This window comes from Massilia sp. CCM 8734, assembly GCF_011682155.1.
Lineage (GTDB): Bacteria > Pseudomonadota > Gammaproteobacteria > Burkholderiales > Burkholderiaceae_D > Telluria_A > Telluria_A rubra.
The window spans coordinates 16878-41842 of record NZ_WHJI01000015.1; the positions used below are offsets into that span (position 1 = coordinate 16878).

Sequence of the window (24965 nt, forward strand, 5' to 3'; positions counted from 1 at the left end):
GGATTCCGCATGAAAAAGCTCATTTTTGCATTGATCGCCGGCGCCACCGCGATGACCGCCGCACAAGCTCAAAGCCCTGCTCCGTACATCGGTCTGGGCGTGGCATCGTCCGACCACAATTTCAAAATCGGCGGTAGCGACTTCGACGGCGACGGTTTCAAGCCATCGCTGAAAGTCTTCGGCGGCGTGGACATTACCCCGATGTGGGGCGTGGAAGCCGGTTACACCGACCTGCGCAAGGCTGAATACGATTACAAGATCGGCAACAACAGCTACACCGGCAGCACCGAAGGCAAGCGCGCTTATGTCGCCGGCAAGGGCACCATGCCAGTGAACGAGATGTTCTCGGTCTACGGCAAGCTGGGCGTCGGTTACAGCAAGGTCGACAGCACCTCGTCGAACCTGAACTACAAGGAAAGCGACACTGGCGTGTACGCGGGTGTTGGCGCTCAGTACAACATCAACAAACAGGTCGCCCTGACGCTCGAATATGAGCGCTATGGCAAGAGCAAGGACTTCGGTGCCAAGGCAGACGCCATCACCGTTGGCGCTCGTTACAACTTCTGATGATGGGCCAGGGCTGACGCGCCACGCGCGCAGTCCGGGCCGCTCCTGACAGAAGGGCAGACCGGAACAGGCACGGCGCCTTCCAGTGTGTGCAGCAAGCGCCCCCTCCGCTTGTTGTACCCATCGGGAGGCGCTTTGTTTGTTTACAGGCGCTCGTCGGCCACCATGCCCGCCGCGATGAAACGGTGCAGCGACGACCATTGCCAGTCGCGCGGCGCGGCGCACAGGCCGTGGCGCAGGGGATTGTGGTGGATGTAGTCGACCAGGCCGGCGTAGTCGTCGGCGCCGACCGGATGCTGCTGGTAGTGCGGTTCCCAGATGTTGTCCAGGCCCGCTCTCGCGCGCGACTTGCCCAGCGACTTGGAAAACGCGATCTTGACCGCGCGCCAGCGCGCCGCGCAATCGTGGTCGCCTGGGGGCAGGGTCCAGATGGCGTGGGCGTGGTCGGGCAGGGCGACCCAGGCATCGACATGGAATGGTTTGCGGCTGCGCGCCTGGCGGATCGCTTCGCCGAAGGCGGAAATATGGTCGGTCAGCAGAGTGCCGCCGCGCCCGGACAGGCGCACCGTGAAGAAGTAACTGTGCCCGGCGACCCGGTTGGCGCGATAGTCATTCATCTTTCCAGTATGCCGGGCAGGGCGGGCTTGTCGTTCGGTCAGCGCCAATCTGGCGTGGTTTTATAGCGTGCTGTGCTGCAAAAAACGCTTGCGCCACCCCGCAGGCGGGGTGGCTTGCGGCGCCGCTTACACCGTGAGCGGCTTGTAGCGGATGCGCTTCGGCTTGGCGCCTTCTTCACCCAAACGCTTCTTCTTGTCCGCTTCGTATTCCTGGTAGTTACCGTCGAAGAAGGTCACTTGCGAGTTGCCTTCGAAGGCCAGGATGTGGGTCGCGATACGGTCCAGGAACCAGCGATCGTGGGAAATGACCATGACGCTGCCGGCAAATTCCAGCAAGGCATCTTCCAGCGCGCGCAGGGTTTCCACGTCCAGGTCGTTGGACGGTTCATCGAGCAGCAGCACGTTGCCGCCTTGCAGCAAGGTCTTGGCCAGGTGCAAACGACCGCGTTCACCACCCGAGAGGTTGCCGACGATCTTTTGCTGGTCCGAACCCTTGAAGTTGAAGCGGCCCAGGTAGGCGCGCGAGGGCATGTCGAAACGGCCCACGGTGAGCGTGTCGGCGCCGCCGGCCACGTCGTCGAACACGGTCTTGGTATTGGCCAGGTCGTCGCGGTTCTGGTCGACGATGGACACGCGCGCGGTCTGGCCGATCGCCACTTCGCCACTGTCGGGCTGCTCTTTGCCGGTGATCATCTTGAACAAGGTCGATTTACCGGCGCCGTTGGGGCCGATGATGCCGACAATCGCGCCCGGCGGCACGATGAACGACAAATTCTCGATCAGCATGCGGTCGCCGAAGGACTTCGAGACGTTCTTGAATTCGATCACGTCATTGCCCAGGCGCTCGGCCACGGGAATGAAGATCTCGGAAGTCTCGTTGCGCTTCTGGTATTCGTGCTCGGACAGCTCGTTAAAGCGCGCCAGGCGGGCCTTGCTCTTGGCCTGGCGGCCCTTCGGATTCTGACGCACCCATTCCAGTTCCTTGGCGATGGTTTTCTGGCGCGAGGACTCGGTTGCTTCTTCCTGCTTGAGGCGGTTGCTCTTTTGCTCCAGCCACGAGCTGTAGTTGCCTTTCCATGGAATGCCATGGCCGCGGTCGAGTTCGAGAATCCATTCGGCGGCGTTGTCGAGGAAGTAGCGATCGTGGGTGATGCCGACCACGGTGCCCGGGAAGCGCAGCAGGAATTGTTCGAGCCAGTCGACCGATTCGGCGTCGAGGTGATTGGTTGGTTCGTCGAGCAGCAACATGTCCGGTTTCGACAGCAGCAGGCGGCACAGCGCCACGCGGCGCTTTTCGCCGCCGGACAGGATGCCGATCTTGGCGTCCCACGGCGGCAGGCGCAGCGCGTCGGCGGCCATTTCCAGCTGCAGGTTCAGGTTGCCGCCGTCGGAGGTCGAGATGATCGCTTCCAGGCGCGCCTGTTCGGTCGCCAGCGCATCGAAGTCGGCGTCTTCGTCGGCGTACGCCGCGTACACCGCTTCGAGCTTGCCTTGCGCTTCGAACACTTCGCCCAGGCCCGATTCGACCACCTGGCGCACCGTCTGCTCGGGATCGAGCACCGGTTCCTGCGGCAGGTAGCCGATGTTCAGGCCCGGCATCGGCACGGCTTCGCCCTGGATGTCGGTATCGATCCCGGCCATGATTTTCAGCAAGGTCGACTTGCCGGAGCCATTCAGGCCCAGCACGCCGATTTTGGCGCCGGGGAAGAACGACAGGGAAATATCCTTGAGGATCTGACGCTTGGGCGGGACGATTTTGCCCACGCGATTCATGGTATAGACGTAATTGGCCATTGAGTTTCTTGAAATGGGGACGGAAGGTCAACAGGATACAATAAGTCGCCCCGGCTTTGGCTCTTTCCTGCGCCGGCCGGCTGGCCGGTCCGGCGAACAGTGTCCCCTTTTATGCATATTGCAAGTTTTATGCCGGGTGAGTGTCGGGATTATTTACACTTGCAAACATAGCGACGCGCAATGTTTCCGCAAGTCATTGATTTTGCGCATCTTTTGCTTTTGGGCATGAAAATTGCTTTAATTGCATGGGGCAGCAAGCGCCAATAAAAACAAATTCCACCTCTTACCTGAAAAGATAACTCAATGACATTCAATTTGATCCGCAGCGTGATGTCGGCCGCCGCACTGATTCTGGCCACCAGCTCGGCGCATGCCCTGGTTGTAAGCAACTCCACCAACGCGACTGACTTGGCCAAGGCCCTGGGCGGCACTGGCGTCGCCATCAGCAACGCCAGCCTGGTCAGCGCCACCCCGACCGCGAGCGGCATCTTTACCAAAGGCGGCAATATCGGTTTCGAGCAAGGCGTCCTGCTGACCAGCGGCGTAACCAGCTGCGCAGTCGGCGTCAACAACGGCCCTGGTTGCTCGGGCGCCGGCACCACCACCTCGCTGAAATTCGACTTTACCAGCACCACCGGCAACATCTTCTTCAACTATGTGTTCGCATCCGAGGAATACAACGAATACGTCGGCTCCAAGTTCAACGACCTGTTCGAACTCAAGCTCAACGGCGTGAACATCGCCCTGGTGCCGGGCAACAACGGCGTGGTGTCGATCAATAACGTCAACGCGGGCATCAATGCCGGCTACTACCGCGACAATGGTACGAACACCATCGCGACCGGCTATGATGGCTTGACCACGGTCATGACCGCCAAGGCCTTCGGCCTGGTTGGCAAGAACACCTTCGAATTCCTGATCCAGGACCGTGGCGACGCCAACCTGGACTCGGGTGTGTTCATCCAGGGCGGCACCTTCGCCGCCGATCCGGTCGGCGTGCCTGAACCGGGCAGCCTGGCCCTGCTGGGCCTGGGCCTGGCCGGACTGGCCGTCGCCAAGCGCAAAAAAGCGGCGTAAGCACATCGCCTGATAAAAAATAGCGGCCCGCGGGCCGCTATTTTTCATGCCGACGCAGCGCGTCTATTTGCGCCTGAGCAATCCTTCCGCCGCATACAGCGCCAGCGCGCCCCAGATGATGGCAAAGCCGATCATGCGCTCCTGGGTAAACGCTTCGTGGAACAAAAAGATCCCGAGGCTGAGCTGGATGGTCGGCCCGATGTATTGCAGCAAGCCGAGCACCGACAGGGGAATCTTGCGCGCGCCGCTGGCAAACAGCAGCAGCGGAATGGCCGTGATCGGCCCCGAGGCGATCAGCAGCCAGCGGGTGGTGTTCGATGGCGTGTCGAGAAAGGCGTTGTCACCGGTCATGGTCAGCCAGATGACGAAGCCGAGCGCGAACGGGAACAGCAGCATGGTTTCGAAGGACAAGCCTTCCAGCGCGCCCAGCGAGGCGGTCTTGCGCAGCAAGCCGTAGCCGCCGAAGGAGGCGGCCAGCGCCAGCGCGATCCAGGGCATGCGCCCGGCTTGCCAGGTCAGCCACAGCACGCCGCAGGTGGCCAGCGCGATCGCGAGCCACTGGACGACACGCAGCCGTTCCTTGAGGATCAGAAAGCCGAGCATCACATTGAACAGGGGATTGATGAAGTAGCCCAGGCTCGCTTCGATCACGTGGCCGCTGTTGACCGCCCAGATGTACAGCAGCCAGTTGAGACTGAGCAGCAGGGCGCTGAGCGCGAAACTGGCCACCACGCGCGGCTGGCGGCGCAGTTCGCCCAGCCATTTCCATTGCTGGCGGATGGTCAATACGATTACCAGGAACAGCAGCGACCACAGCACCCGGTGGCCCATGATCTGGGCCGGCGGCACTTCTTTGATGGCATGGAAATACAAGGGAAACAGACCCCAGCACAGGAAGGCCAGGGCGGCGGACAGGATGCCGGTACGCATGAGTGACAATCAGAGATTCATTGGATCAACATTATCCCGCAGTTAGGGGAAGCTTGCTGGCCACCGGCCATTTGCCGATGATGCCAATCTGCCATCGGGAACGCGCTCATCCGCACAGTGGGTTTATCATGGCGTCTTCAAAAGCAAGTGCAATCTTGCTGTAACCAGAGGTATACATGATGCAACGAATTGTGCTTGCTTTTTCCACAGTCATCTTTTATTGTGCAATGCACCAAAACAAGAATATGGTGCAATCTTGACAGCGCAACACAAGAAGAGCAGCCTGGCGGCCCTGACCCTGGCCGCCGTCGGTATCGTGTACGGCGATATCGGCACCAGTCCCCTGTATACCCTCAAAGCCGTGTTCCACGAAGACCACGGGCTCACGCTGAACACCCCCAACCTGCTGGGCATCATTTCCCTCATTTTTTGGGGCCTGACCCTGATTGTCTCGCTCAAGTACGTCGCCCTGATATTGCGTGCCGACAACCGCGGCGAGGGCGGCATCATGGCCTTGATGGCGCTGGCGCTCAATTCGGTGACCAAGGCCTCCAAATGGTATTTCCCGCTGATGGTGCTGGGCGTGTTCGGCGCCACCATGTTCTATGGCGACAGCGTGATCACGCCCGCCATTTCGGTGCTGGGCGCGATCGAAGGGCTGGAAGTGGCGCTGCCCGGCATCCCCAACTGGGTGGTGCTGCTCATTACCGCCGTGGTGCTGGTGGCCCTGTATTCGGTGCAGCGGCGCGGCACGGCCGGCATCGGGCGCTGGTTCGGTCCGGTCATGCTGGTCTGGTTCATCGCCCTGGCGGTGATGGGCGTGGTCAATATTATCGAGGCGCCGCAGATCCTGGCCGCGCTCAATCCCCTGCATGCCTTGCGCTTCATGCTGGAAAACAAGTACACCGCCTTCATCGCGCTCGGCGCGGTGGTGCTCTCGCTGACCGGGGCCGAGGCCTTGTACGCCGACATGGGCCACTTCGGCAAGAAACCGATCCGCGCGGCCTGGTTCCTGATCGCCTTTCCGGCGCTGGCGCTGAACTACATGGGCCAGGGCGCGCTGCTGATCATGCATCCCGAGCACGTCAGCAATCCTTTCTACAACCAGCTCGGCAGCTGGAGCATCTACCCGCTGGTGCTGCTCTCGACCATGGCCGCCGTGATCGCGTCGCAGGCGACCATTTCCGGCACCTTCTCGATGACCAAGCAAGCCATCGCGCTGGGCCTGATGCCGCGCATGCGCGTGCTGCACACCTCGGAAAGCGAAATCGGCCAGATCTACATCCCGGCCGTCAACTGGCTGCAACTGGTGGTGGTGCTGATCGGCGTATTGATTTTCCAGTCTTCGGACGACATGGCCGGCGCCTACGGTATCGCGGTCACCGCCACCATGCTGTGCACCACCGTGCTGACCTTTTTCGTGACCCGCTACCGCTGGCACTTGCCGCTGGTGCTGTGCTTCGGCGCGACCGGCTTTTTCATCATCATGGACATCATGCTGTTCTCGTCGAGCACCCTGAAACTGTTCCACGGCGGCTGGTTCCCGCTGTTGCTCGGCGCAATTTTGTTTACCGGCATGATGACCTGGAAGCGCGGGCGCCAGCTGGTGTTCGAAAACCTGCAGTCGCACGCCATTCCGCTCGACGAATTCCTGCAGTCGCTGTTCGTGGCGCCGCCCACGCGCGTGTACGGCACCGCGATTTTCCTGCGCGGCGAAAGCGACGGCGTGCCGCATGCGCTGCTGCACAACCTGTCCCACAACAAGGTGCTGCACGAGCGCGTGGTGTTCCTCACCGTGCACATGATGGAAGAGCCGTGGGTGCCGGCCGCCGAGCAGGCCAAGGTGACCGACCTGGGCCACAACTGCTTCCAGATCAATGTGTTCTACGGCTTCAAGGATGAACCGGATATTCCCAAGGTGCTGGTCCAGTGCGCCGAGCTCGGCCTGCCGTTCGAGATGATGGAAACGTCCTTCTTCATCGCGCGCCAGACCGTCATTTCGGCTCCGGGCGGCGGCATGGCGCCCTGGCGCGAGCACCTGTTCGTGACCATGTCGCGCAACGCCCGCGGCGCCGCCGACTACTATCAGATTCCACCGAACCGGGTGATCGAGCTGGGTACCCAGGTTGAAATCTGATCGGCGGCGACGCAATACAAGTCGATACATATGCGCCACATAATCGCCACACTTTTGATGCGACACGAATAGTGCGGTGACGGGCAACTGCTGCTAAACTTTGGCAACTTTTTCCGTCACCGTCCAAGGATTCCATGAAACTCAAGCTTACTCTCGCCGCCGCCTTTGTCGCCACGCTCGCCCTGACCGCTTGCGGCAGTTCCGATGACAGCCCGGTCCAGGTGCCGCCACCGGCGGTCACCAACCCGACCACCTTCGCCAGCAAGGACGTGGTGATCGGCACCGGCACCACAGCGGCGCTGGGCAAAAACATTACCGTGCATTACAGCGGCTGGCTGTACGATTCGAGCAAACCGGAAAACAAGGGCACCCAGTTCGAAACCACCGTCGGCAAAACGCCGGCCACGTTCGCGCTGAACCCGGGCAACCTGATCGAAGGTTGGACCGACGGCATCCCGGGCATGAAAGTGGGCGGCAAGCGCACCCTGACGATTCCCGCCGCCAAGGCCTACGGCGTCGCCGGCCGGGGCGTCATTCCAGGCAACGCCGGCCTGGTGTTCGACATCGAACTGACCGAAGTGAAGTAATTTCCCTCCCGGCGCGCCTCCGGTGCGCCGCTGTCCGATCCTTTCCCATCCCGAAAGGATCGGGCCATGCCTGCCCGCGCACGCCTGCCCGCCAATACCGATCCTCCCCGCCATCGACCATGCCGGGCTGCCGCCGCCTGCGCGGCGCACGCATGACATAACACAGCATGCGCGGCCCTGCGGCGCGCACGATGGCAGCTTGTCCACCTTTGAGGATGCGCCATGTCCACTCGCCTTGCACTCGCGCTGTTGCTGTCCGCCACGGCCGCCACGGCCGCCGCCGCTGTACCGACCTATACCGTGACCGTCCTGCCCGATGGCATGAGCCCGGCCGGCATCAACAATGCCGGCCAGATCGTCGGCACCCGCAACGAGCACGCCTACCTGTGGTCAAGCGCCGGCGGCGTCGACCTCGGCACCTTGGGCGGCGCCAGCAGCACCGGCGCGGCGCTCAACCGCTTCGGCGAGGTGACCGGCCAGGGCCTTTTTGCACAGCGGCGGCACGATGAAAGATCTCGGCACGCTCGGCGGCGACTACGCGGCCGCCGCCGGCATCAACAACGCCGGGCAGGTGGTCGGCACCTCGGTGGTGCAAAAGGATGCGTCCTATCCGGTCTCGGCCTTCATCTACCAGAACGGGGTGATGAGCAAACTGCCCGGCTGGAGCGACGATTCGAGCGGCGCGGCCGCCATCAACCAGAAGGGCCAGGTCACCGGTTTCGCCTGGGACGGCGGCGAAAAAGCCTTTCTGTACACCGACGGCAGCATGCGCAAGCTCGGATCGGTGGGTGAATTGCTCAGCTGGGGCACGGCGCTCAACAAGCTCGGGCAGGTGGTCGGCCATCTTGGCGAGCCGCCCGATCCCGTCATGTTCGGCTTCGTCTACGCCGACGGCGTGATGCGCGACCTGAACACGCTGATCGACCCGGCGCTGGGCTGGGTGGTGCGGGACGCGGTGGGCATCAACGACGCTGGCCAGATCGCGGCCTGGGGCTGCCGCGGCGACGAGTGCGGCGGCCTGTTGCTGCAGCTGGCCAGTCCCGTGCCCGAGCCGCGCGCCACGGCCATGCTGATGGCGGGATTGGCGCTGCTGGGGCTGGCGTGGCGCAGCCGCAAGTTCAGCGCAGCATATCGACGTGCATGATGCCGTCTTCGTCGTAGGGCGCGCCGACGGTGGCGAAGCCGAAGCTGGCGTAGAACGCTGCCAGGTGCTGCTGGGCGCCGATGCGGATGCGCTGGCCCGGATACTGGCGTTCGGCGCGCGCGATGCCCTCGGCCAGCAGGGCGCGTCCGCTGCCGCCGCCGCGCGCCCCCCTGGTGGTGAGCACGCGCCCGAGCGACATCTCGGCGAACTTCACGCCGGGGGCGAGGCAGCGCAGGTAGGCCGCCAGCACGCGCGCGCCATCGACCGTGTGCCAGCCGAGCAGGTGGTGCGCGCCCTGGTCGTAGCCATCCATGTCCGGATACAGGCAGGTTTGTTCGAGGATGAACACATCCTGGCGGCTGGCCATGACCGCGTACAGGTCGGCGCCGGAGAGTTCGTCGAAGTGGCGCCATTCCCAGGCGATGGACGGGTTGATGGTCATCGTTTCTACTTTCATTGTTGTGCGTTCTAGTTAGCGGTTTCAAAACCTTCAAGCACGTTGACCACATTGATGCCGATCTCGCTGACCGCATAGCCGCCTTCGAACACGAACGCGGTCGGCAGTCCGGTATGGGCGATGCGTTCGCCGATACGCAGGAAATCGCTGCTTTGCAGCGCGAACGACGACAGCGGGTCGCCCGCGAACGTATCGACCCCGAGCGAGACCACCAGCGCGTCCGGCGCGAAGCCGGCCAGCTTGACGCAGGCCGATTCGAGCGCCAGGAACCACTGCGCCGGAGTCGATCCGGCCGCCAGCGGCAGGTTCAGGTTGTAGCCCGCGCCTTCGCCGTCGCCGCTCTCGCCGGCGTGCCCCAGGTAGAACGGATACTCGCCGCGCGGATCGGCATGGATCGAGATGAACAACACGTCCTTGCGGCTGTAGAAAATGCTCTGCGTGCCGTTGCCATGGTGGTAGTCGATATCGAGGATGGCGACCTTCCTGGCGCCGTCGTCGAGCAAATGCTGGGCCGCCAGCGCGGCATTATTGAGGAAGCAGTAGCCGCCGAAAAAATCGGCGCCCGCATGGTGGCCGGGAGGGCGGGTCAGCGCGAAGGTGCCGCGTTCGCCCAGGCGCAGCGCATGCGCGGCGTTGACCGCGCAGTCGGCCCCGGTCTTGGCGGCGATCCAGGTGCCGGCCGTGAGCGGGGTGCCGCTGTCCATCGAGTACAGGCCCATGCGCGCGGCAAAATTATCGGGCTCGATATCGGTGCGCATGCCGCGGATCGGCCACACCGACGGAAACGCGTCCTTGTCGGCATTGGCTTCGTCGAGCGCGACCCACTCGCTCCAGGCGCTGCGCAAGAAATGCAGGTAGCGCGGCGTGTGGATGCGCTCGAGCGAGACCAGCGACACGCCATGCGGCGTGACCACCTTGCCCAGGCCGCGCCGTTCGAATTCGGCCAGCACCATCTCGACCCGCTCCGGCTTTTCGAAGCAGGGCACGAGGGCGCCGCGGAACATCTCGTGGCGCCCCCGGTGCTGGGCATGGTGCTCGTTATAGAAGGTCAGCACGGCCGCTCCCGCTGTCAGTGACCACCTCAGTCACCACATAATGTGCTGCTGTTGTAGGCCGCCACGAAGTCGTCGAAGCTGCCGCTCTGGGTCTGCTCGATGATGGCTTGTTCGGCCAGCGAGGCCGCCGCCATCTCGTCGAACAGCGCCGCTTCGGCCGGCATCAAGGGGCTGTCGCGGAAGGTCGCCGCATGCAGCTCGCTCTGGCGCAGGCCGAAGGCGGCCGAGGAGCCGAGCGCGCGCACTTCGTCCAGCACCCGCGCCGATGGCGTCAGGGCCGCATTGGCGACCTTGGCGCGCTGCGCGGCCAGCGAGGCCGCATGCACGCCGTCTTCGTTGTGGGCGCTGTCGAGCAGCGCCGCCACCGGGGCGATGCGCTCGATCAGTTGATCGGCCCACTCCCGCAAGCCGATCTCTTCGCCGTTGCGGGTCAAGGCCAATCCGGGACGGCGGCCTTCCTTGACCGTGCGCGCGAAATTGCGCGCGTGGACCAGGCTTTCCATGTGGTTGATCAGCGGGCTGTCGTCGAGCGCGCAAAACAGCAGGAAGGCATCCATGAAGCGGCCCGTTTCGACGCTGATGCCGATCGGTTCGAACGGATCGACATCGAGGCAGCGCACTTCGATGTACTGCACGCCGCGCTTGCACAGCGCCTGCACCGGACGCTCGCCGGTGCGGATCACGCGTTTCGGGCGGATGGTCGAATAGTATTCGTTCTCGATCTGCAGCACGTTGGTCGAAAGCTGGATCCACTGGCCATCGCGCTTGGTGCCGAGCGCCTGGTACGGCTTGTAGGGCCGGTTCACGGCATCCATCAAGGTGCTGACATAGCTTTCGAGCGAGTTCTCGTGCGGCGTCAGGCCAGATTGCGCGTCGTTCTGGTAACCGAGGTCGCTCATGCGCAGGCTGGTTGCATACGGCAGGTACAGCGTGTCGTCGGACAGTTTTTCGAGCTGGTGTTCGCGCCCGCGCAAAAAGCCGGTGGAGAGCGCCGGCGAGGCGCCGAACAGGTACATCAGCAGCCAGCTGTAGCGGCGGAAGTTGCGGATCAGGGCGATGTAGCTTTCGGACTGGAAGTCGCGCAGCGCGCTGCGCCGTTCTTCGGCGATGCCTTCGCTGCTGGAAAACAGCTGGAACATCTGCTCCGGCAGCGAGTAGTTGTAGTGGATGCCGGCGATGCACTGCATCGCTTTACCGTAGCGCAGCGCCAGGCCGCGCCGGTACACGTGTTTGAGCATGCCGATGTTCGACTTGCCGTACCAGGCGATGTCGATGTCTTCTTCGGCCGGCAGCTCGCACGGCATCGATTCGCTCCACAGCATTTCGTCGCCCAGTTTGGTGTAGGCGTAGCGGTGGATGGCGTCGAGTTTGTGCAGGGTGGTGCCGATATCGTTTTCCGCCGGCGTGATGAATTCGAGCAGGGCTTCAGCGTAGTCGGTGGTGATCTGCGGGTGGGTCAGCGCAGCGCCCAGCGCTTGCGGGTGCGCGCTGCGCGCCAGGCGCCCGGCGCGGTCCACGCGCAGCGTTTCGCGCTCGATGCCGCGCAGGCCCTGGCCCAGCAGGGCGCGGTGTTCATCATCGTCGAGCAGGGCCAGGCGGCGGGTCAGTTGGTTCGACACGGTGAATCCTTTCTTGTACTGCCAAATAGGTAAGTGCTGCGAGATTAACCGAAATCCGGCCAGCGCGCCTGAGGGTTGGATTTGTTGCCGGGATGGGGCTTGGGTTTTGCTACAAAGATTATTGTATATGCAATGCGGCCGCGCTAAGAGGCCGGTTTTTTGGCCGCCGCGATCCACGCGTCGACCTGCTGTTCGAGCAGCGCCAGCGTCAGCGGCCCGTTATCGAGCACCACGCTGTGAAAGCGCCGCAGGTCGAATTTGTTGCCCAGCGCGGCCTGCGCCTTCTCGCGCAGCGCGCGGATTTTCAACTGTCCGACCTTGTAGCCGAGCGCCTGCGCCGGCCAGGCGATGTAGCGGTCCACTTCCAGCTCGTTGTCGCCCGGCGCGTTGGCGGTGTTGGCGTTCATGTAGTCGAGCGCCTGCTGGCGCGTCCAGCCCTGGGTGTGGATGCCGGTATCGACCACCAGCCGCACCGCGCGGAACATCTCGGCATTCAGGTGGCCGAAGGCGGAAAAGGCATCCTTGTAAAAACCCAGCTCGGGGCCGAGCGTTTCCGCGTACAAGGCCCAGCCTTCGCCATACGCGCCGTGCCAGCCGTGGCGGCGGAAGGCCGGCAGGTCGGCGATGTCGGCCGCGCGCGCCACCTGCAGGTGGTGGCCGGGCAGCGCTTCGTGCAGGGCCAGCGTTTCCATTTCCCACATGGGGCGCGTTTCGATCAGCGAGGTGTTGACCACGAACGCCGCCGGCCGGTCGGCGGCGCCGGCCTCGTACCAGGCCGCGCCCAGCTTCTCGGTGCCCGCGCCGGTGGCCGCCTTGACCAGCACTTCCTGCGCCGGCGCGGTCGCGAACAGTTTCGGCACGGCCGCGTTGGCGCGCGTGATGATGCGCCGGTAGCGCGCCAGCAGCGCGTCGCCGCTGGTGTAGAACAGGCGCGGATCGGTCTTGGCGAACACGATGAACTGGGCGAAGCTGCCGCTAAAACCGGTGCGCGCGATCGCTGCCGTCATCCCGGCGCGCAGGCGCGCCACTTCCTTCAGTCCCAGCGCGTGGATGGCGGCCGGCGCCATTTCGATGGTGGTCTGGCGCGTCACCGCCAGCAGGTAGTAATCGAGGCCGGACGGCAGCGCGCTGGCCGCGATCGACTCGCGCGCGACCGGCACGTATTCGTTGCGCAGGAATTCTTCCAGCTCCTGCAGCGCCGGCGCCACCCGGTTGCGCAGCGCCGCCGGACCGGCCAGCGCCAGGGCGTCGCGCACCGGCTTGTCGATGCTGGCCGGGATCTGGCGGAACGGCTGGCCGAGCGGACCGTCGACCGCGTTTTCGCGCAGCTGCTTGAGCAGCGGCGGCACCGCGCGCACGGTCACCTTGGGCGCCACCCAGCCGCTGCGCATGCCTTCGCGCAGTTGCTCGATCAGGCCCGCGACGTGGGCCGGCACCGCGTCCAGGCGCGCCAGGTAGTTACGGTAATCGCCCTCGGTGGCGAACGGCATCTGCGCGGCCAGTTGCGCCAGCGTGATGTGCAGGCCGGCGTAAGCGCTGATCGGCTGCGCCTGGAACGGGTACAGGGCGGCCGCCTTGACCGCCTGTTCTTTCTCCCACACGAACAGGTCGTAGGACAGCTGTTGCTGCGGACTCAGCTTGTCGCGCTCGATCTGCCTGGCCTGGTCGAGCATCTTGCGCTGGTGCGCATTGGCGGCGCGGCTGGCGACCAGGGTGGTCTCGCTCAGGGCCGCGTCGTAGCGGTAGTCGCCCACCGAGGTGGCGTATTCGGGCTGGTTTTGCAGGCGCCATTCCCAGTCGCCGTCGAACAGCGCGCGCGCCTGCTGGTCGGCTGCCTGTCGTTCCGCTGTGGGGCGTTCCGCGGCGAGGCGTTCGACGGCCGGGCGCTCTTGCGCCGGCCGTTCGGGCACGCCGGCTTGCCCCGCGCCGGCGGCCAGCGGGGCGAGCATCAGGACAGAGGTGGCGATCAGTTTGCGCATCTGATCATTTTAGCAAAGGGGACGGTGCGCACGTTGCACCGCAGAACTTATATGGCGCCGCCGATCCGTGCGCCGCTGACGCGTTCGATGCCGGCCAGGTCGCGCCAGCTCTGCACCTCGCGGTAGCCGCCTTCGGCCAGCAGGGCGCGCACCTGGGCGGCCTGGTCGTAGCCGTGCTCCATCAACAGCCAGCCTGCGGCCGCCAGATGGTGTGGCGCGCCAGCCACAATGGTGCGCAGTGCCGACAGGCCATCGGCGTGGTCGGTCAGCGCGCCGACCGGCTCGAAGCGCAAATCGCCTTGGGCCAGGTGGACGTCGCCGTCGGCGATGTAGGGGGGATTGGCGACGATCAGGTCGAACGACTCGCCGGCGATGGCGCCGAACCAGTCGCTTTGCACGAAGCGCACGACGGCGCGGTTGGCTTGCGCGTTGGTGCGCGCCACCTCGAGCGCGGCGGCGCTGACGTCGAGCGCCGTGACGCCGGCGTCGGGCCGGGTGTGCGCCACGGCCACCGCGATGGCGCCGCTGCCGGTGCCCATGTCGAGCATGCGGCCGCGCACGGGCAGGCGTTCGAGCGCCAGTTCGACCAGCAGTTCAGTGTCGGGACGGGGAATGAGCACCGCCGGGTTGACGGCGAAATCGAGGCCGTAGAATTCGCGCCGCCCGACGATGTAGGCAATCGGTTCGCCCGCCAGGCGCCGTTGCACCAGCGCCGCCAGCGCCCCCGCCTCGGGCGCGCTGAGCACCCGTTCGGACTGGGTAATGAGGCCAATGCGCGTGATGCCGAGCGCATGGCAGGCCAGGATGCGGTTTTCCAGCGGGTCGAGCGGCAGCAGCGACTGCAGCGCGCCGACGCGCGCGCCGGCGCCAATCGTCCACATGATCAGCGGTTGCCGCGCCGTGCCAGCACGAACAGCAGCAAGGCGCTGATGATGGCCAAGCACAGGGTCGACCATTGCGGGATCGACAGGCCGAGCAGGGTGTCGACCGCGTCTTCGCACAGGCCGTCGGCTTCGAAGATCCATGGCAGGTAGACCGCGGTCGGGACTTTATTGAGCATGGTCTGCATCGGGTCGATGCCGCACGACAGGCCCGGATGGGCCAGCACCCACAACTGCTTGCCGGCGTAGAACAGGCCGGTCAGGGAGCCGGCCAGTCCGAAGAAGGTCCACAATTTGAACTGCTTGGCCGACGCCGCCGCCAGGCACACCAGTCCGCAAAAGAAGTAGGCGTAGCGCTGGATCACGCACAGCGGGCATGGCAGCATGTTCTTGTAGTGCTGCAGGTACAGCGCCGCGCCAATCAGGGCGAAGCAGACGGCGGAAAGGGTCATCAGGAGCGTGCGGTTGTTGGGCATCGTTTCAGGTCCTAGAAGTGTTTTTGTTTGCGGGGACCTCGAACAACCTACTGCGCGCCGCAATTGTCGTCCTGCGATGCTCACCGTACCTTCGTACGGCTGCGCTTCTCGGACGACACTTGCGCCGCTCGCTACGGTTGTTCGAGGTCCCCTGGCGTCTCTTGACATGCGGCCTGGGTACGCCGCATTGCACAGTCTACAACGTAAGGCTTACGAATTGTTTAATCGCCGAGGGCGGCCAGCAATTCAGCCTGGTGTTCGGCCGCCAGCGCGTTGGTCAATTCGGTCAGTTCGCCGTCCATGATGAAGTCGAGTTTATACAGGGTCAGGTTGATGCGGTGATCCGTCATGCGGCCCTGCGGGAAATTATAGGTGCGAATCCGTTCGCTGCGGTCGCCCGAGCCGATCAGGCTTTTGCGGGTGGCCGCTTCCTTCGACTGCTGCTCGCGCAACTGCACGTCCTTGATGCGCGCCGCCAGCACTTTCAGGGCCGAGGCCTTGTTCTTGTGCTGGCTGCGGTCGTCCTGGCATTCGACCACGATCCCGGTCGGCAGGTGGGTGATGCGCACCGCCGAATCGGTCTTGTTGATGTGCTGCCCGCCGGCGCCCGAGGCGCGGTAGGTGTCGATGCGCAGGTCGGCCGGGTTGATGTTGACGTCTTCGACTTCGTCCGCTTCCGGCATCACCGCCACGGTGCAGGCCGAGGTGTGGATGCGGCCCTGGGTTTCGGTGGCCGGCACGCGCTGTACGCGGTGCCCGCCCGATTCGAATTTGAGCTTGGAGTAGGCGCCGTTGCCGATCAGGCGCACGATCACTTCGCGGTAGCCGCCCAGGTCCGACACCGATTCCGACACCGTCTCGACCTGCCAGCGATTGCGCTCGGCGAAGCGCGCGTACATGCGCAGCAGGTCGCCCGCGAACAGGGCCGACTCGTCGCCGCCGGTGCCGGCGCGGATTTCAAGGAAGATGTTGCGCTCGTCGTTGACGTCTTTCGGCAGCAGCATTTTTTGCAGGTCCATCTCCAGCTGCGCCACGCGCGCCTTGCCGGCTTCGATTTCTTCCTGCGCGAAGTCCTTCATGTCCGGGTCCGAGAGCATCTCCTGCGCGTCGGCGATATCGTCCTGGGCGCTCTGGTACTCCTTGAACAGCGCCACCAGCGGGCCGATTTCGGCGTGCTCGCGCGTCATCTTGCGGTAGGCGTCCATGTTCGAGGTGGCGCCTTCGCTCATGAGCAATTCGTCAAGTTCGACAAGGCGGTTGGCCAGTTGATCCAGCTTGGCCAGCATCGATGGTTTCATAGGGTGCTCGTGTAAGGTAAGGGAAGCTAACAACCGGGAACGGCCGCAGGGCTGCGGCGCGGTACGACAACTGGCTTGGGCGCTAACGGCGGCCGCGGAACAACTGGGGCAGCAAGGTCGCCAGGCGCGCGCGCTCGTCGCCCTGGGCGCGGTGCAGCGCCTGCTGCGGGCCGTGCAGGAACTTGGCGGTCAGGCCCTTGGAGAGGGCGTCGAGCACGGCGTCGACATCGTCGCCGCGCGCCAGCATTTTTTTGGCGCGTTCGAGTTCGAACAGGCGCATCGCTTCGCTGTTTTCTTGCAGGTCCTGGATGACGGGCACCATGGCGCGGTCGTCGATCCAGTGCATGAACGACTGCACCCGCGTTTCGATGATGGCTTCGGCCTGGGCCACGGCGGCCTGGCGGCTCTCCAACCCGGTCTGGACCACTTGTCCGAGGTCGTCGACGGTGTACAAAAACACGTCGTCGAGACGCCCGACTTCGGCCTCGATATCGCGCGGCACGGCCAGGTCGACCATGAACATCGGTTTATGGCGGCGCGCCTTGATCGCGCGCTCGACCAGGCCCAGGCCAATCAATGGCAGCGAGGACGCGGTGCAGGAAATGACGATGTCGAACTGCGCCAGCTGCTCGGGCAGCGCGGCCAGGCGGATCGCACGGCCGTTGAAACGGTGCGCCAGCGTCTCGCCGCGCTCCATGGTGCGGTTGGCGATGGTGATGTTTTTCGGGTTCTGGGCCGCAAAGTGCGTGGCGCACAACTCGATCATTTCGCCGGCGCCGATGAACAGCACATTCTGGTCGGAGATCTTGTCGAAGATGCGTTGCGACAGGCGCACCGCGGCGGCCGCCATCGACACGCTGTGGGCGCCGATTTCGGTGGTGCTGCGCACTTCCTTGGCCACCGAAAAACTGCGCTGGAACAGCTGGTGCAGGTAGGTGCCGAGGCCCCCGGCTTCGTCGGCCAGGCGCATCGCGTCTTTCATCTGGCCGAGGATCTGCGGTTCGCCCAGGACCATGGAATCGAGCCCCGAGGCGACCCGGAATGCATGACGCACGGCGGCATCGTGCGGCAGCATGTACAGATGCGGGCGCAGTTCGGCGAAGTTGAGCTTGTGGTAATCGGCCAGGAAGTGGGCGCTCGCATCGAGCGGATTGGCGACATCGCTGGCGGCGTACATCTCGGTGCGGTTGCAGGTCGAGAGGATCGCCGCTTCGTCGCCGCCACGGGCGTCGATGCGGGCAAACCAGCCGCGCGCCGCCTGCACCGCCTGGCCGAGCTGGTCAGGCGCGAGCGCCAGCTGCTCGCGAAGCGAGACCGGTGCGGTGGTGTGATTGAGGCCGACGGCGAGCAGTTGCATGGCTTTACATTGTACGGATGTGTACCGCCATTATACCGTGATGTGTCAAGGACCTACTGAAAGGAGGGTTTTTTGGTGCGGGAGGGCAACGATTGGGGAAGTTGCGGCGATCTTGGCACGCTTGCGTTACGGTCGTTTCCGCCACTGGCAAAACCGTCATCCCCCACCTTCGCGGGGACAACAAAGCCGAGTTTGCCGGCTCAGGCTACGCCCCAAGCTTTTCCAGCCGATATCCATAGCTGTACACCGGCACCAGCCTGAAGCCATTTTCCGGGCGCAACTGCAACTTGTTTCTTACACGCGACACATGGGTATCCATGGTGCGTGACGGCACCGCCGTTTCGCGGATCCACACCGCTTCATGAATATACGCGCGCGACAGGGGACGGCCGATATTCCGAAAAAACAACAGTGCCAGGTAGAATTCTTTGTGTGTGACTTCGATGACGTTGCCGTCCATCAGCAACCGGCCCGGCCGGGTTTCGAAAATATACGGTCCGAACTGGAGTTGTTCGGCCCCGTTCTGGGCCGGGTAGGCGCGCCGCAGCAGGGCTTGCACGCGCGCCACCAGTTCGCCCCGGCGTAGCGGCTTGACCATGTAATCGTCGGCGCCGGCGCCGATGCCGGCCACGATGTCATCTTCGGCCGAGCTGCTGGTAAGGAACATCATGGGGGTGGTGGAGGGCAGCTTTTCCTTGGCGCGGCGCAGTACTTCGGTGCCGTTCATGTCGGCCACCTGCCAGTCCAGGATCAGCATGTCGACGCTGTCTTTACGTAGCTGTCCGAGCAAATCTTTACCACTGTCAAACGACTGACAGACGTGTCCGGCGGAGGTCAGCACCTGGCAAATCAGGTCTGCCTGGCTGCGGTCATTGTCTAGGACGGCAATTCTCATGGTGGCGTGTGTCGAACGTAAAAACGTGTCGTAGGAGGAGTCCTACCTTGTGCTATTGAATAGTTACTCTGAATATAACAGACTTTTACAAAGCAACACTAATTGGAACACATTAATTTACATTCGGCAACGAACTGATCTGCCGTGCCATCCCCTCGTTTGATTACACGGTACACTGGAAAAACGCCGATTTCAATCGACTTTTTGAGTCTAGAAGGAAATTTACATATCGAAAGGAAAACCATGAACAAAGACTTGACAGCGATTCCAGGCAATCCCGAAGCGATTTTGCAAGTGCGCGAAGCATGCCGGCGCATGGTGCGCAACCGCGCGGCCGTCTCGGCCGGCATATCGGCGTTGCCGGTTCCCGGGCTCGATGTGATGTCCGACCTGACCATGCTGACCGGACTGGTGAACGACGTCAACGCGGCCTTTGGCCTGTCCGCCGAACAAGTCGAGCACTTGCAGCCGACCTACAAGCGCATCGTCTTCGGGGCGGCGGCGGGGGTGGGCGGCATGATGGTGGGAAAATTAATCACGCGCCAGCTGGCGCTGCGGCTGCTCAAGCGCAGCGGCGGCAAGGCGTTTGTGAGGTCGGCCGCGCGCTTCGTGCCGCTGGCCGGCCAGGTGGCCTCGGCGGCGATCGGGTTTACCGTGTTCCGCAAGCTCGGCTACGACCATGTGGACGCCTGCGCCACGGTCGCGCGCGAATTGCTGGCGGCGCGCGCCGTTTAGCAGCGCGCCGGGTGGCACGCCAGTGCCGGACCGGTCAGGTATCCGGCAACACCACGTTTACTTCAAGCACTTCCAGGTTGCCCTGGCGGTCCAGCGACAATTTGATGTCGTCCGGATTGACGCGGGTGTACTTCGAGATCACTTCAAGCAGTTCGCGGTGCAGCGCCGGCAGGAAATCCGGGCCGGTGCGGTGACCGCGTTCGCGCGCGATGATGATCTGCAGGCGCTCCTTGGCCGCAGTGGCGCTTTTCGGCTTGGAGGGAAACAGGAATGAAAGCAGGGCCATATCACTTTACTCCGAAGATGCGCTGGAATATGCCTGGTTTTTCATAGCTGGTAAAGCGCAGCGGTACATCGTCGCCGAGGAAGCGCGAGACCACGTCCTCGTAGGCCTCGGCCACGTCGGTGCCCTTGAAATGAATCGCCGGATTGCCCTGGTTCGATGCGTGCAGCACCGATTCGGACTCGGGAATGATGCCGACCAGGGGAATGCGCAGGATTTCCTGCACGTCCTGGTAGGACAGCATTTCGTCGTTCTCGACCCGCTTGGGCGAGTAGCGCGTGATGAGCAGGTGTTCCTTGACCGGCTCGGCACCGGTCTGGGCGCGGCGCGACTTGGCCTGGATGATGCCGAGGATGCGGTCCGAATCGCGCACCGACGACACTTCCGGATTGGTCACGATGATCGCTTCGTCGGCGAAGGTGAGCGCCATCAGCGCGCCATGCTCGATGCCGGCGGGCGAATCGCAGATGATGTATTCGAAGCCCATGTTGATCAGGTCGTGCAGCACGCGTTCGACGCCTTCTTCCGACAAGGCATCCTTGTCGCGCGTCTGCGAGGCCGGCAGGATGAACAGGTTGTCGCAATGCTTGTCCTTGATCAGCGCCTGGTTGAGCGAGGCTTCGCCATTGATGACGTTGATCAGGTCGTAGACGACCCGCCGTTCGCAACCCATGATCAGGTCGAGATTGCGCAGGCCGACGTCGAAGTCGAGCACGGCGGTCTTGTGGCCACGCATGGCCAGGCCGGTAGAAAAGCTGGCGCTGGAGGTCGTCTTGCCGACGCCACCCTTGCCGGAAGTCACAACAATAATTCTTGCCACAGGGGGTCCTTTTTTCGTATCTGGTATTTAAACGCGGGATGCCGGACTGATCGACAGTATATCGATGCGGTCGCCGATCAAGCGGATTTGCGTCGGCTGGCGCGCCAGCTGCGGCGCGAAGCCATCTTCGAACGTGCGGTAGACGCCGGCGATCGAGACCAGCTCGGGCTGCATCGCCATGGCGAAGATGCGCGCGTCGGCATTACCCGAGGCGCCGGCCAGGGCGCGTCCGAACAGCGACGCGTAAATATGAATGCTGCCGTCGGCGATGATTTCGGCGCCGTTGTTGACCACCGCCGTGACGATCAGGTCACCGCCGCGCGCATACACGCGCTGGCCGGCGCGCACCGGGGTGTCGATGATCATGGTGCCCGGCGCGACGATCGCGCTGGCCGGGGCGGGCGCCGCGATGGTCGCTGCCGGCGCGGCCGCTTCGCTGCGCGCCTTGTCGCCGCTGGCGCCGTCGTCGAGCGAGAGGCCGCGCGCGCGGATCGCCTCGTGCATGGACGCCGGGGCGCCGCGCACGGCCACCGCGTTCAGGTGGTATTTCTTGAGCAAGGTGACCATCTTGTCCCAATCGATGCGCGGCGCGTTCTCGGCCAGGGCGCTGATATCGATCACGGCGAATTCGTCTTCGAAGAAATCGGCCGAGCCGCCCGTCATCTGCTTGAGCGCCGCATCGATCGCCAACGGGTCGGCCGAATACAGAATCGTGGAGATCGCCACCACGGTGGAGATCTTGATTTCGATAGGCAGTTGGGACGGGCTTTTGAGCATAGACGAGTCGTGAGGGATGGGCGGATCACCGTCCAAAGTGGCGCAGGCTCGTGCATTCTACTGTGAAAATTGCGGTTAGGGGAGGGTTGTCCCGCATGTTCCGCGAGGCAACTTCAAACCGGTTTTGAGGCATGCGTCATTCATGCGGGGCGAATAATTGGTGTAGTCTCGATGGCCTTTGATCCCCCGCTCGGGGAGGATGTGGTACAAGCGTGCGGTACACTGAAAGGAACCATCGTGAATAAGCCGGTCGACAAAACAGCGCTGAAATTGCTATCGAAATATAGCAGCCTGTCGCAGGCGATTGCCCGTTCTGAACATCCACTGGAGGCATACGAACAGCGTTGGATCGACGCGCGCGGGGTCACCAGCGACGAGCAATTCGCTTACCTGAAAGAGCAGGGCCTGGCCTTCGATCCGGTCGACATCGAGCATGATGAAGCGGTCCAGCGCTGTGTCGAGTACGCGAAGCAATGCCAGAAGTCCCACGTGACCGATCTTTTCCTGTCGAGCTTTACGAGCGGGCGCCTTGATTATCGCAGTGGCCTCGCGCCGTTTGCCATGATGCAGACCATGCCGGACCATGGCTTCACGCAATCGTCCGCGCCGCGCTTTTGCGCCATTTGTTCCGGCTACGATATCTATAGCGGGATGGACGCCACCGACTGGAACGTGGATCGCTACACCGCCGGATCGATCAGTCTGCTGAAAACGCCGGAGGTGATCCAGTTTTACCTCGCTCAACATGTACAACTCACCCGCCAGGCGCCCACGGCGGAGGATTTCCGCATTTTCAACGCGATTCTCGATACCTTGCGCTCGCTCGAGGCGCAGACCAAACCGACGCAAGTGCACCGATACCTGAAAAAAATCGACGGTTTCAAGGCGAGCGTCCACCAGTGCAGGGTCTTGCTGGAAGCGCTGGGCATCGCCGGCATTCTGGAGACCGAGAAACACAAAGGCTACCTGACGCACTACACCAATCCCGGGCTCGCGCCATCGAAATCGCACAAATCCGATTGGGCCTACCCGGTCGATTTCTGGACCGGCGCCGATGGGGTTAACAAGGAAGCCCTCGCATTCTGGTTTGGCGCCTATCCCGAGATCCGGCTTTGATGCGACGCCTTACCGCAAGCGCCGCCTCAGGCCCGCATGCGCCGCGCCGCCGCCACCATGTTGACCAGCGCCGCCTCGGTCTCGGCCCAGCCGCGCGTCTTCAGCCCGCAATCCGGATTGACCCACAGATTGGCCGCCGGAATCACCCGCGCCGCCTTGCGCAACAGGCGCTCGATGGCGTCCGTGCCCGGCACCGCCGGCGAATGAATGTCGTACACCCCCGGCCCGATCTCGTTCGGATAGCGGAACTTGCCAAAGCCATCTAACAGCGCCATGTCCGAGCGGCTCGTTTCGATGGTGATCACGTCGGCGTCGAGCGCGGCGATCTGCGGCAGGATGTCGTTGAACTGGGCGTAGCACATATGCGTGTGAATCTGGGTGTCGTCGCGCGCCGCGCCGGCCGTGATGCGAAACGCGCGCGTGGCCCACGCCAGGTAATCGTCCCAGCGCGCGCGCCGCAGCGGCAAGCCTTCGCGCAGGGCCGGTTCGTCGATCTGGATGATGCCGATTGAGGCCGCCTGCAAGTCCGCCACTTCGTCGCGCATCGCCAGCGCGATCTGCAAGGCGGTCAACGCGCGCGGCTGGTCGTCGCGCACGAACGACCACTGCAGGATCGTCACCGGCCCGGTCAGCATGCCCTTGACCGGGCGCGCCGACAGGCTCTGCGCATGCACGGCCCAGTCGACCGTCATCGCGCGCGGGCGCGCCACGTCGCCATACAGCACCGGCGGCTTGACGCAGCGCGAGCCGTACGACTGCACCCAGCCATGCTGCGTAAAGACGAAGCCGTCGAGCTGTTCGCCGAAATACTCGACCATGTCGTTGCGCTCGGCTTCGCCATGCACCAGCACGTCGAGCCCGATGGCTTCCTGGCGCGCCACCGCGTGCGCGATTTCGGCCCGCATCGCGCTTTGATACTGGTCCAGCGGCAGGGCGCCCCGACGAAAGGCGGCGCGCGCGGCGCGGATCGCCGTCGTCTGCGGAAACGAGCCGATGGTGGTGGTGGGAAACGCCGGTAGCCGCAAGCGCGCACGCTGCACCACCTGGCGCGCGGCAAACGGGGCGCCGCGCCGGTCTGCGTCGCCCGGCAAGGCTTGCACCCGGGCCGCGACGGCGTCCCTGTGGACGCGGGTGCTGCGGGCGCGGCTGGCAATCGCGGCGCGCGCCTCCATCAACTGCGGCGCATCGTCTGCGCGCAAGGCGGCTTTCAGGGTCGCCAGCTCAGAGAGCTTTTCGGTGGCAAACGCCAGCCATGAACGCACCTCGGGGTCGAGCGCGCTTTCGTCGGCCAGGCTCAGGGGCACGTGCAGCAGCGAACACGAGGGCGCCAGCCAGAGCGCGCCGCGCTTGTCCAGCAGCGGCTTGAGCACGGCGATGGCCGCGTCGAGGTCGGTGCGCCAGATGTTGCGCCCGTCGACGATGCCGACCGACAGCACCTTGGGCAGGGCCAGCCAGTCGCACACGCTGGTCAGCTCATGCGCCGCGCGCACGCCGTCCACATGCAGGCCGGCCACCGGCAGGCGGCAGGCCAGGCCGAGGTTTTCTTCCAGCGGCGAAAAATAGGTCGCCAGCATGATGCGCGCGCCGGACTGCGCCAGCAGCCAGTAGGCGATCTCGAAGGCGTTGCGCCATTCCTGCGGCAAGTCCAGCCCGAGGATCGGTTCGTCGATCTGCACCCATTCCACTCCCTGGACTTTCAGGCGCATCAACAGGGTCGTGTAGACCGGCAGCAGCTTTTCGAGCAGGCCCAGGCGATCAAAACCGGCCTCGCGCGCCGTGCCCAGCCAGAGGAAGGTGAGCGGGCCGATCAGGGTGGCCTTGACCCGGTGCCCGAGCGCTTGCGCTTCAAGCACCTCCGCCAGCAGGCGTTCGCCGGCCAGCGTAAAGGCGGTCTCCGGGCCGAATTCCGGGACCAGGTAATGATAGTTGGTGTCGAACCACTTGGTCATGTCGAGCGCGTGGCCGCTGTGTTGTCCAGCATGCGGATGGCCGCAGCAACCGTCATGCTCGCCGCGCGCCATGGCGAAATAGCGCGTCAGCGGCGTGCTCGCGCCATCGAAGCCGAAGCGCGCCGGTTCGCAGCCGAACAGCTGGATGTGGCCGGCAACCTGGTCGTAGAAGGCGAAGTCGCCCACCGTCACCAGTTCCAGCCCGGCGTCGGCCTGCAAGGCCCAGTGGCGCGCGCGCAGGGCGGCGCCGGCCGCTTCCAGCCCGGCTTCGTCGAGCTCGCCGCGCCAGAAGGCTTCGAGGGCGGTTTTCAGTTCGCGCCGCGCGCCGATGCGGGGAAAGCCAAGTACGTGGGTGTGCAGCGTTTTCATGATGTCATCGAGATTTCATTGTTGGTGTGTAAAGTTTGCGGCAAAG

The 24965-nt window shown here is 63.9% G+C and carries 24 protein-coding genes and 1 pseudogene; 8 read left to right on the top strand and 17 right to left on the bottom strand.

All coding sequences use genetic code 11. The features are described from left to right. Window positions 1-9 precede the first annotated feature (9 nt). Window positions 10-567, top strand: a complete 558-nt coding sequence (locus F2P46_RS15600; RefSeq protein ID WP_166891275.1) for a porin family protein — start codon at window positions 10-12, stop codon at window positions 565-567. A gap of 143 nt (window positions 568-710) precedes the next feature. On the opposite strand, the gene F2P46_RS15605 is transcribed toward F2P46_RS15600, so the two are convergent. Then, on the bottom strand, window positions 711-1184 hold the full coding sequence (locus tag F2P46_RS15605; RefSeq protein ID WP_166891277.1) for a transposase: 474 nt from the start codon (window positions 1182-1184) through the stop codon (window positions 711-713). 126 nt (window positions 1185-1310) lie between these two features. After that, on the bottom strand, window positions 1311-2978 hold the full coding sequence (gene ettA, locus F2P46_RS15610) for an energy-dependent translational throttle protein EttA (RefSeq protein WP_054265535.1): 1668 nt from the start codon (window positions 2976-2978) through the stop codon (window positions 1311-1313). Window positions 2979-3281: 303 nt separating this feature from the next. Here ettA and F2P46_RS37680 point away from each other — a divergent pair, with 303 nt between their 5' ends. Then, window positions 3282-4055 (top strand): choice-of-anchor L domain-containing protein, encoded by a 774-nt coding sequence (locus tag F2P46_RS37680; RefSeq protein WP_166891280.1) that lies wholly within the window; start codon window positions 3282-3284, stop codon window positions 4053-4055. Window positions 4056-4118: 63 nt separating this feature from the next. Here F2P46_RS37680 and rarD read toward each other — a convergent pair whose 3' ends face one another. Further along, window positions 4119-4985, bottom strand: a complete 867-nt coding sequence (rarD, locus tag F2P46_RS15620) for an EamA family transporter RarD (protein ID WP_166891586.1) — start codon at window positions 4983-4985, stop codon at window positions 4119-4121. 256 nt (window positions 4986-5241) lie between these two features. Here rarD and F2P46_RS15625 point away from each other — a divergent pair, with 256 nt between their 5' ends. The 3 genes and pseudogenes from F2P46_RS15625 to F2P46_RS38815 form a co-directional block, all read left to right on the top strand. Continuing rightward, window positions 5242-7122: a potassium transporter Kup gene (locus F2P46_RS15625; RefSeq protein WP_166891283.1), complete on the top strand. Its 1881-nt coding sequence runs from the start codon at window positions 5242-5244 to the stop codon at window positions 7120-7122. A 134-nt stretch (window positions 7123-7256) separates the two neighbouring features. After that, window positions 7257-7709, top strand: a complete 453-nt coding sequence (locus tag F2P46_RS15630; protein WP_166891286.1) for an FKBP-type peptidyl-prolyl cis-trans isomerase — start codon at window positions 7257-7259, stop codon at window positions 7707-7709. 321 nt (window positions 7710-8030) lie between these two features. Next, window positions 8031-8084, top strand: a pseudogene (locus tag F2P46_RS38815) (hypothetical protein); the annotation flags it as partial. Between the two features lie 15 nt (window positions 8085-8099). On the opposite strand, the gene F2P46_RS38260 reads toward F2P46_RS38815, so the two are convergent. Further along, a complete protein-coding gene (locus F2P46_RS38260; protein WP_267875866.1) occupies window positions 8100-8231 on the bottom strand; it encodes a hypothetical protein in 132 nt (43 codons plus the stop codon). On the opposite strand from F2P46_RS38260, the gene F2P46_RS15635 reads away from it, so the two are divergent. Next, window positions 8197-8853 carry an HAF repeat-containing PEP-CTERM protein gene (locus F2P46_RS15635; protein ID WP_166891289.1) on the top strand — a complete coding sequence of 219 codons (657 nt, stop codon included), beginning with the start codon at window positions 8197-8199 and terminating at the stop codon, window positions 8851-8853. The genes F2P46_RS38260 and F2P46_RS15635 overlap by 35 nt on opposite strands. Here the strand turns inward: F2P46_RS15635 and F2P46_RS15640 are convergent. The 9 genes from F2P46_RS15640 to F2P46_RS15680 form a co-directional block, all read right to left on the bottom strand. Beyond that, window positions 8828-9310, bottom strand: coding sequence for a GNAT family N-acetyltransferase (locus tag F2P46_RS15640; protein WP_229509305.1), 483 nt, complete (start codon window positions 9308-9310; stop codon window positions 8828-8830). The genes F2P46_RS15635 and F2P46_RS15640 overlap by 26 nt on opposite strands. 11 nt (window positions 9311-9321) lie before the next feature. Then, entirely contained in the window at window positions 9322-10365 is a 1044-nt protein-coding gene (locus tag F2P46_RS15645) for a histone deacetylase family protein (protein ID WP_166891292.1), read from the bottom strand. A gap of 26 nt (window positions 10366-10391) precedes the next feature. Next, window positions 10392-11984 (bottom strand): glutamate--cysteine ligase, encoded by a 1593-nt coding sequence (gene gshA, locus F2P46_RS15650; RefSeq protein WP_166891295.1) that lies wholly within the window; start codon window positions 11982-11984, stop codon window positions 10392-10394. Window positions 11985-12127: 143 nt separating this feature from the next. Continuing rightward, on the bottom strand, window positions 12128-13963 hold the full coding sequence (locus tag F2P46_RS15655; protein WP_166891298.1) for a DUF885 domain-containing protein: 1836 nt from the start codon (window positions 13961-13963) through the stop codon (window positions 12128-12130). A gap of 47 nt (window positions 13964-14010) precedes the next feature. Next, complete coding sequence (prmC, locus tag F2P46_RS15660; protein WP_166891301.1) at window positions 14011-14844, bottom strand: peptide chain release factor N(5)-glutamine methyltransferase; 834 nt, start codon at window positions 14842-14844, stop codon at window positions 14011-14013. Between the two features lie 2 nt (window positions 14845-14846). Beyond that, window positions 14847-15320, bottom strand: a complete 474-nt coding sequence (locus F2P46_RS15665) for a disulfide bond formation protein B (RefSeq protein WP_166891304.1) — start codon at window positions 15318-15320, stop codon at window positions 14847-14849. A 221-nt stretch (window positions 15321-15541) separates the two neighbouring features. After that, entirely contained in the window at window positions 15542-16618 is a 1077-nt protein-coding gene (gene prfA, locus F2P46_RS15670) for a peptide chain release factor 1 (RefSeq protein ID WP_166891306.1), read from the bottom strand. A gap of 82 nt (window positions 16619-16700) precedes the next feature. Further along, a complete protein-coding gene (hemA, locus tag F2P46_RS15675; protein ID WP_166891308.1) occupies window positions 16701-17975 on the bottom strand; it encodes a glutamyl-tRNA reductase in 1275 nt (424 codons plus the stop codon). A gap of 205 nt (window positions 17976-18180) precedes the next feature. After that, window positions 18181-18870, bottom strand: coding sequence for a response regulator transcription factor (locus F2P46_RS15680; RefSeq protein WP_166891310.1), 690 nt, complete (start codon window positions 18868-18870; stop codon window positions 18181-18183). 243 nt (window positions 18871-19113) lie between these two features. On the opposite strand from F2P46_RS15680, the gene F2P46_RS15685 reads away from it, so the two are divergent. Beyond that, complete coding sequence (locus F2P46_RS15685) at window positions 19114-19605, top strand: hypothetical protein (protein WP_166891312.1); 492 nt, start codon at window positions 19114-19116, stop codon at window positions 19603-19605. A 34-nt stretch (window positions 19606-19639) separates the two neighbouring features. Here the strand turns inward: F2P46_RS15685 and minE are convergent, their stop codons facing one another. The 3 genes from minE to minC are packed head-to-tail and all read right to left on the bottom strand — an operon-like array spanning window position 19640 to window position 21485. After that, entirely contained in the window at window positions 19640-19891 is a 252-nt protein-coding gene (gene minE / locus F2P46_RS15690; RefSeq protein WP_166875981.1) for a cell division topological specificity factor MinE, read from the bottom strand. A 1-nt stretch (window position 19892) separates the two neighbouring features. Beyond that, window positions 19893-20708, bottom strand: coding sequence for a septum site-determining protein MinD (gene minD, locus F2P46_RS15695; protein WP_166875984.1), 816 nt, complete (start codon window positions 20706-20708; stop codon window positions 19893-19895). 27 nt (window positions 20709-20735) lie between these two features. After that, window positions 20736-21485, bottom strand: coding sequence for a septum site-determining protein MinC (gene minC / locus F2P46_RS15700; protein WP_166891314.1), 750 nt, complete (start codon window positions 21483-21485; stop codon window positions 20736-20738). Window positions 21486-21722: 237 nt separating this feature from the next. On the opposite strand from minC, the gene F2P46_RS15705 reads away from it, so the two are divergent. Continuing rightward, entirely contained in the window at window positions 21723-22601 is an 879-nt protein-coding gene (locus F2P46_RS15705; RefSeq protein ID WP_166891316.1) for a hypothetical protein, read from the top strand. A 26-nt stretch (window positions 22602-22627) separates the two neighbouring features. On the opposite strand, the gene metE is transcribed toward F2P46_RS15705, so the two are convergent. Continuing rightward, on the bottom strand, window positions 22628-24919 hold the full coding sequence (gene metE, locus F2P46_RS15710; RefSeq protein ID WP_166891318.1) for a 5-methyltetrahydropteroyltriglutamate--homocysteine S-methyltransferase: 2292 nt from the start codon (window positions 24917-24919) through the stop codon (window positions 22628-22630). Window positions 24920-24965: the final 46 nt, after the last annotated feature.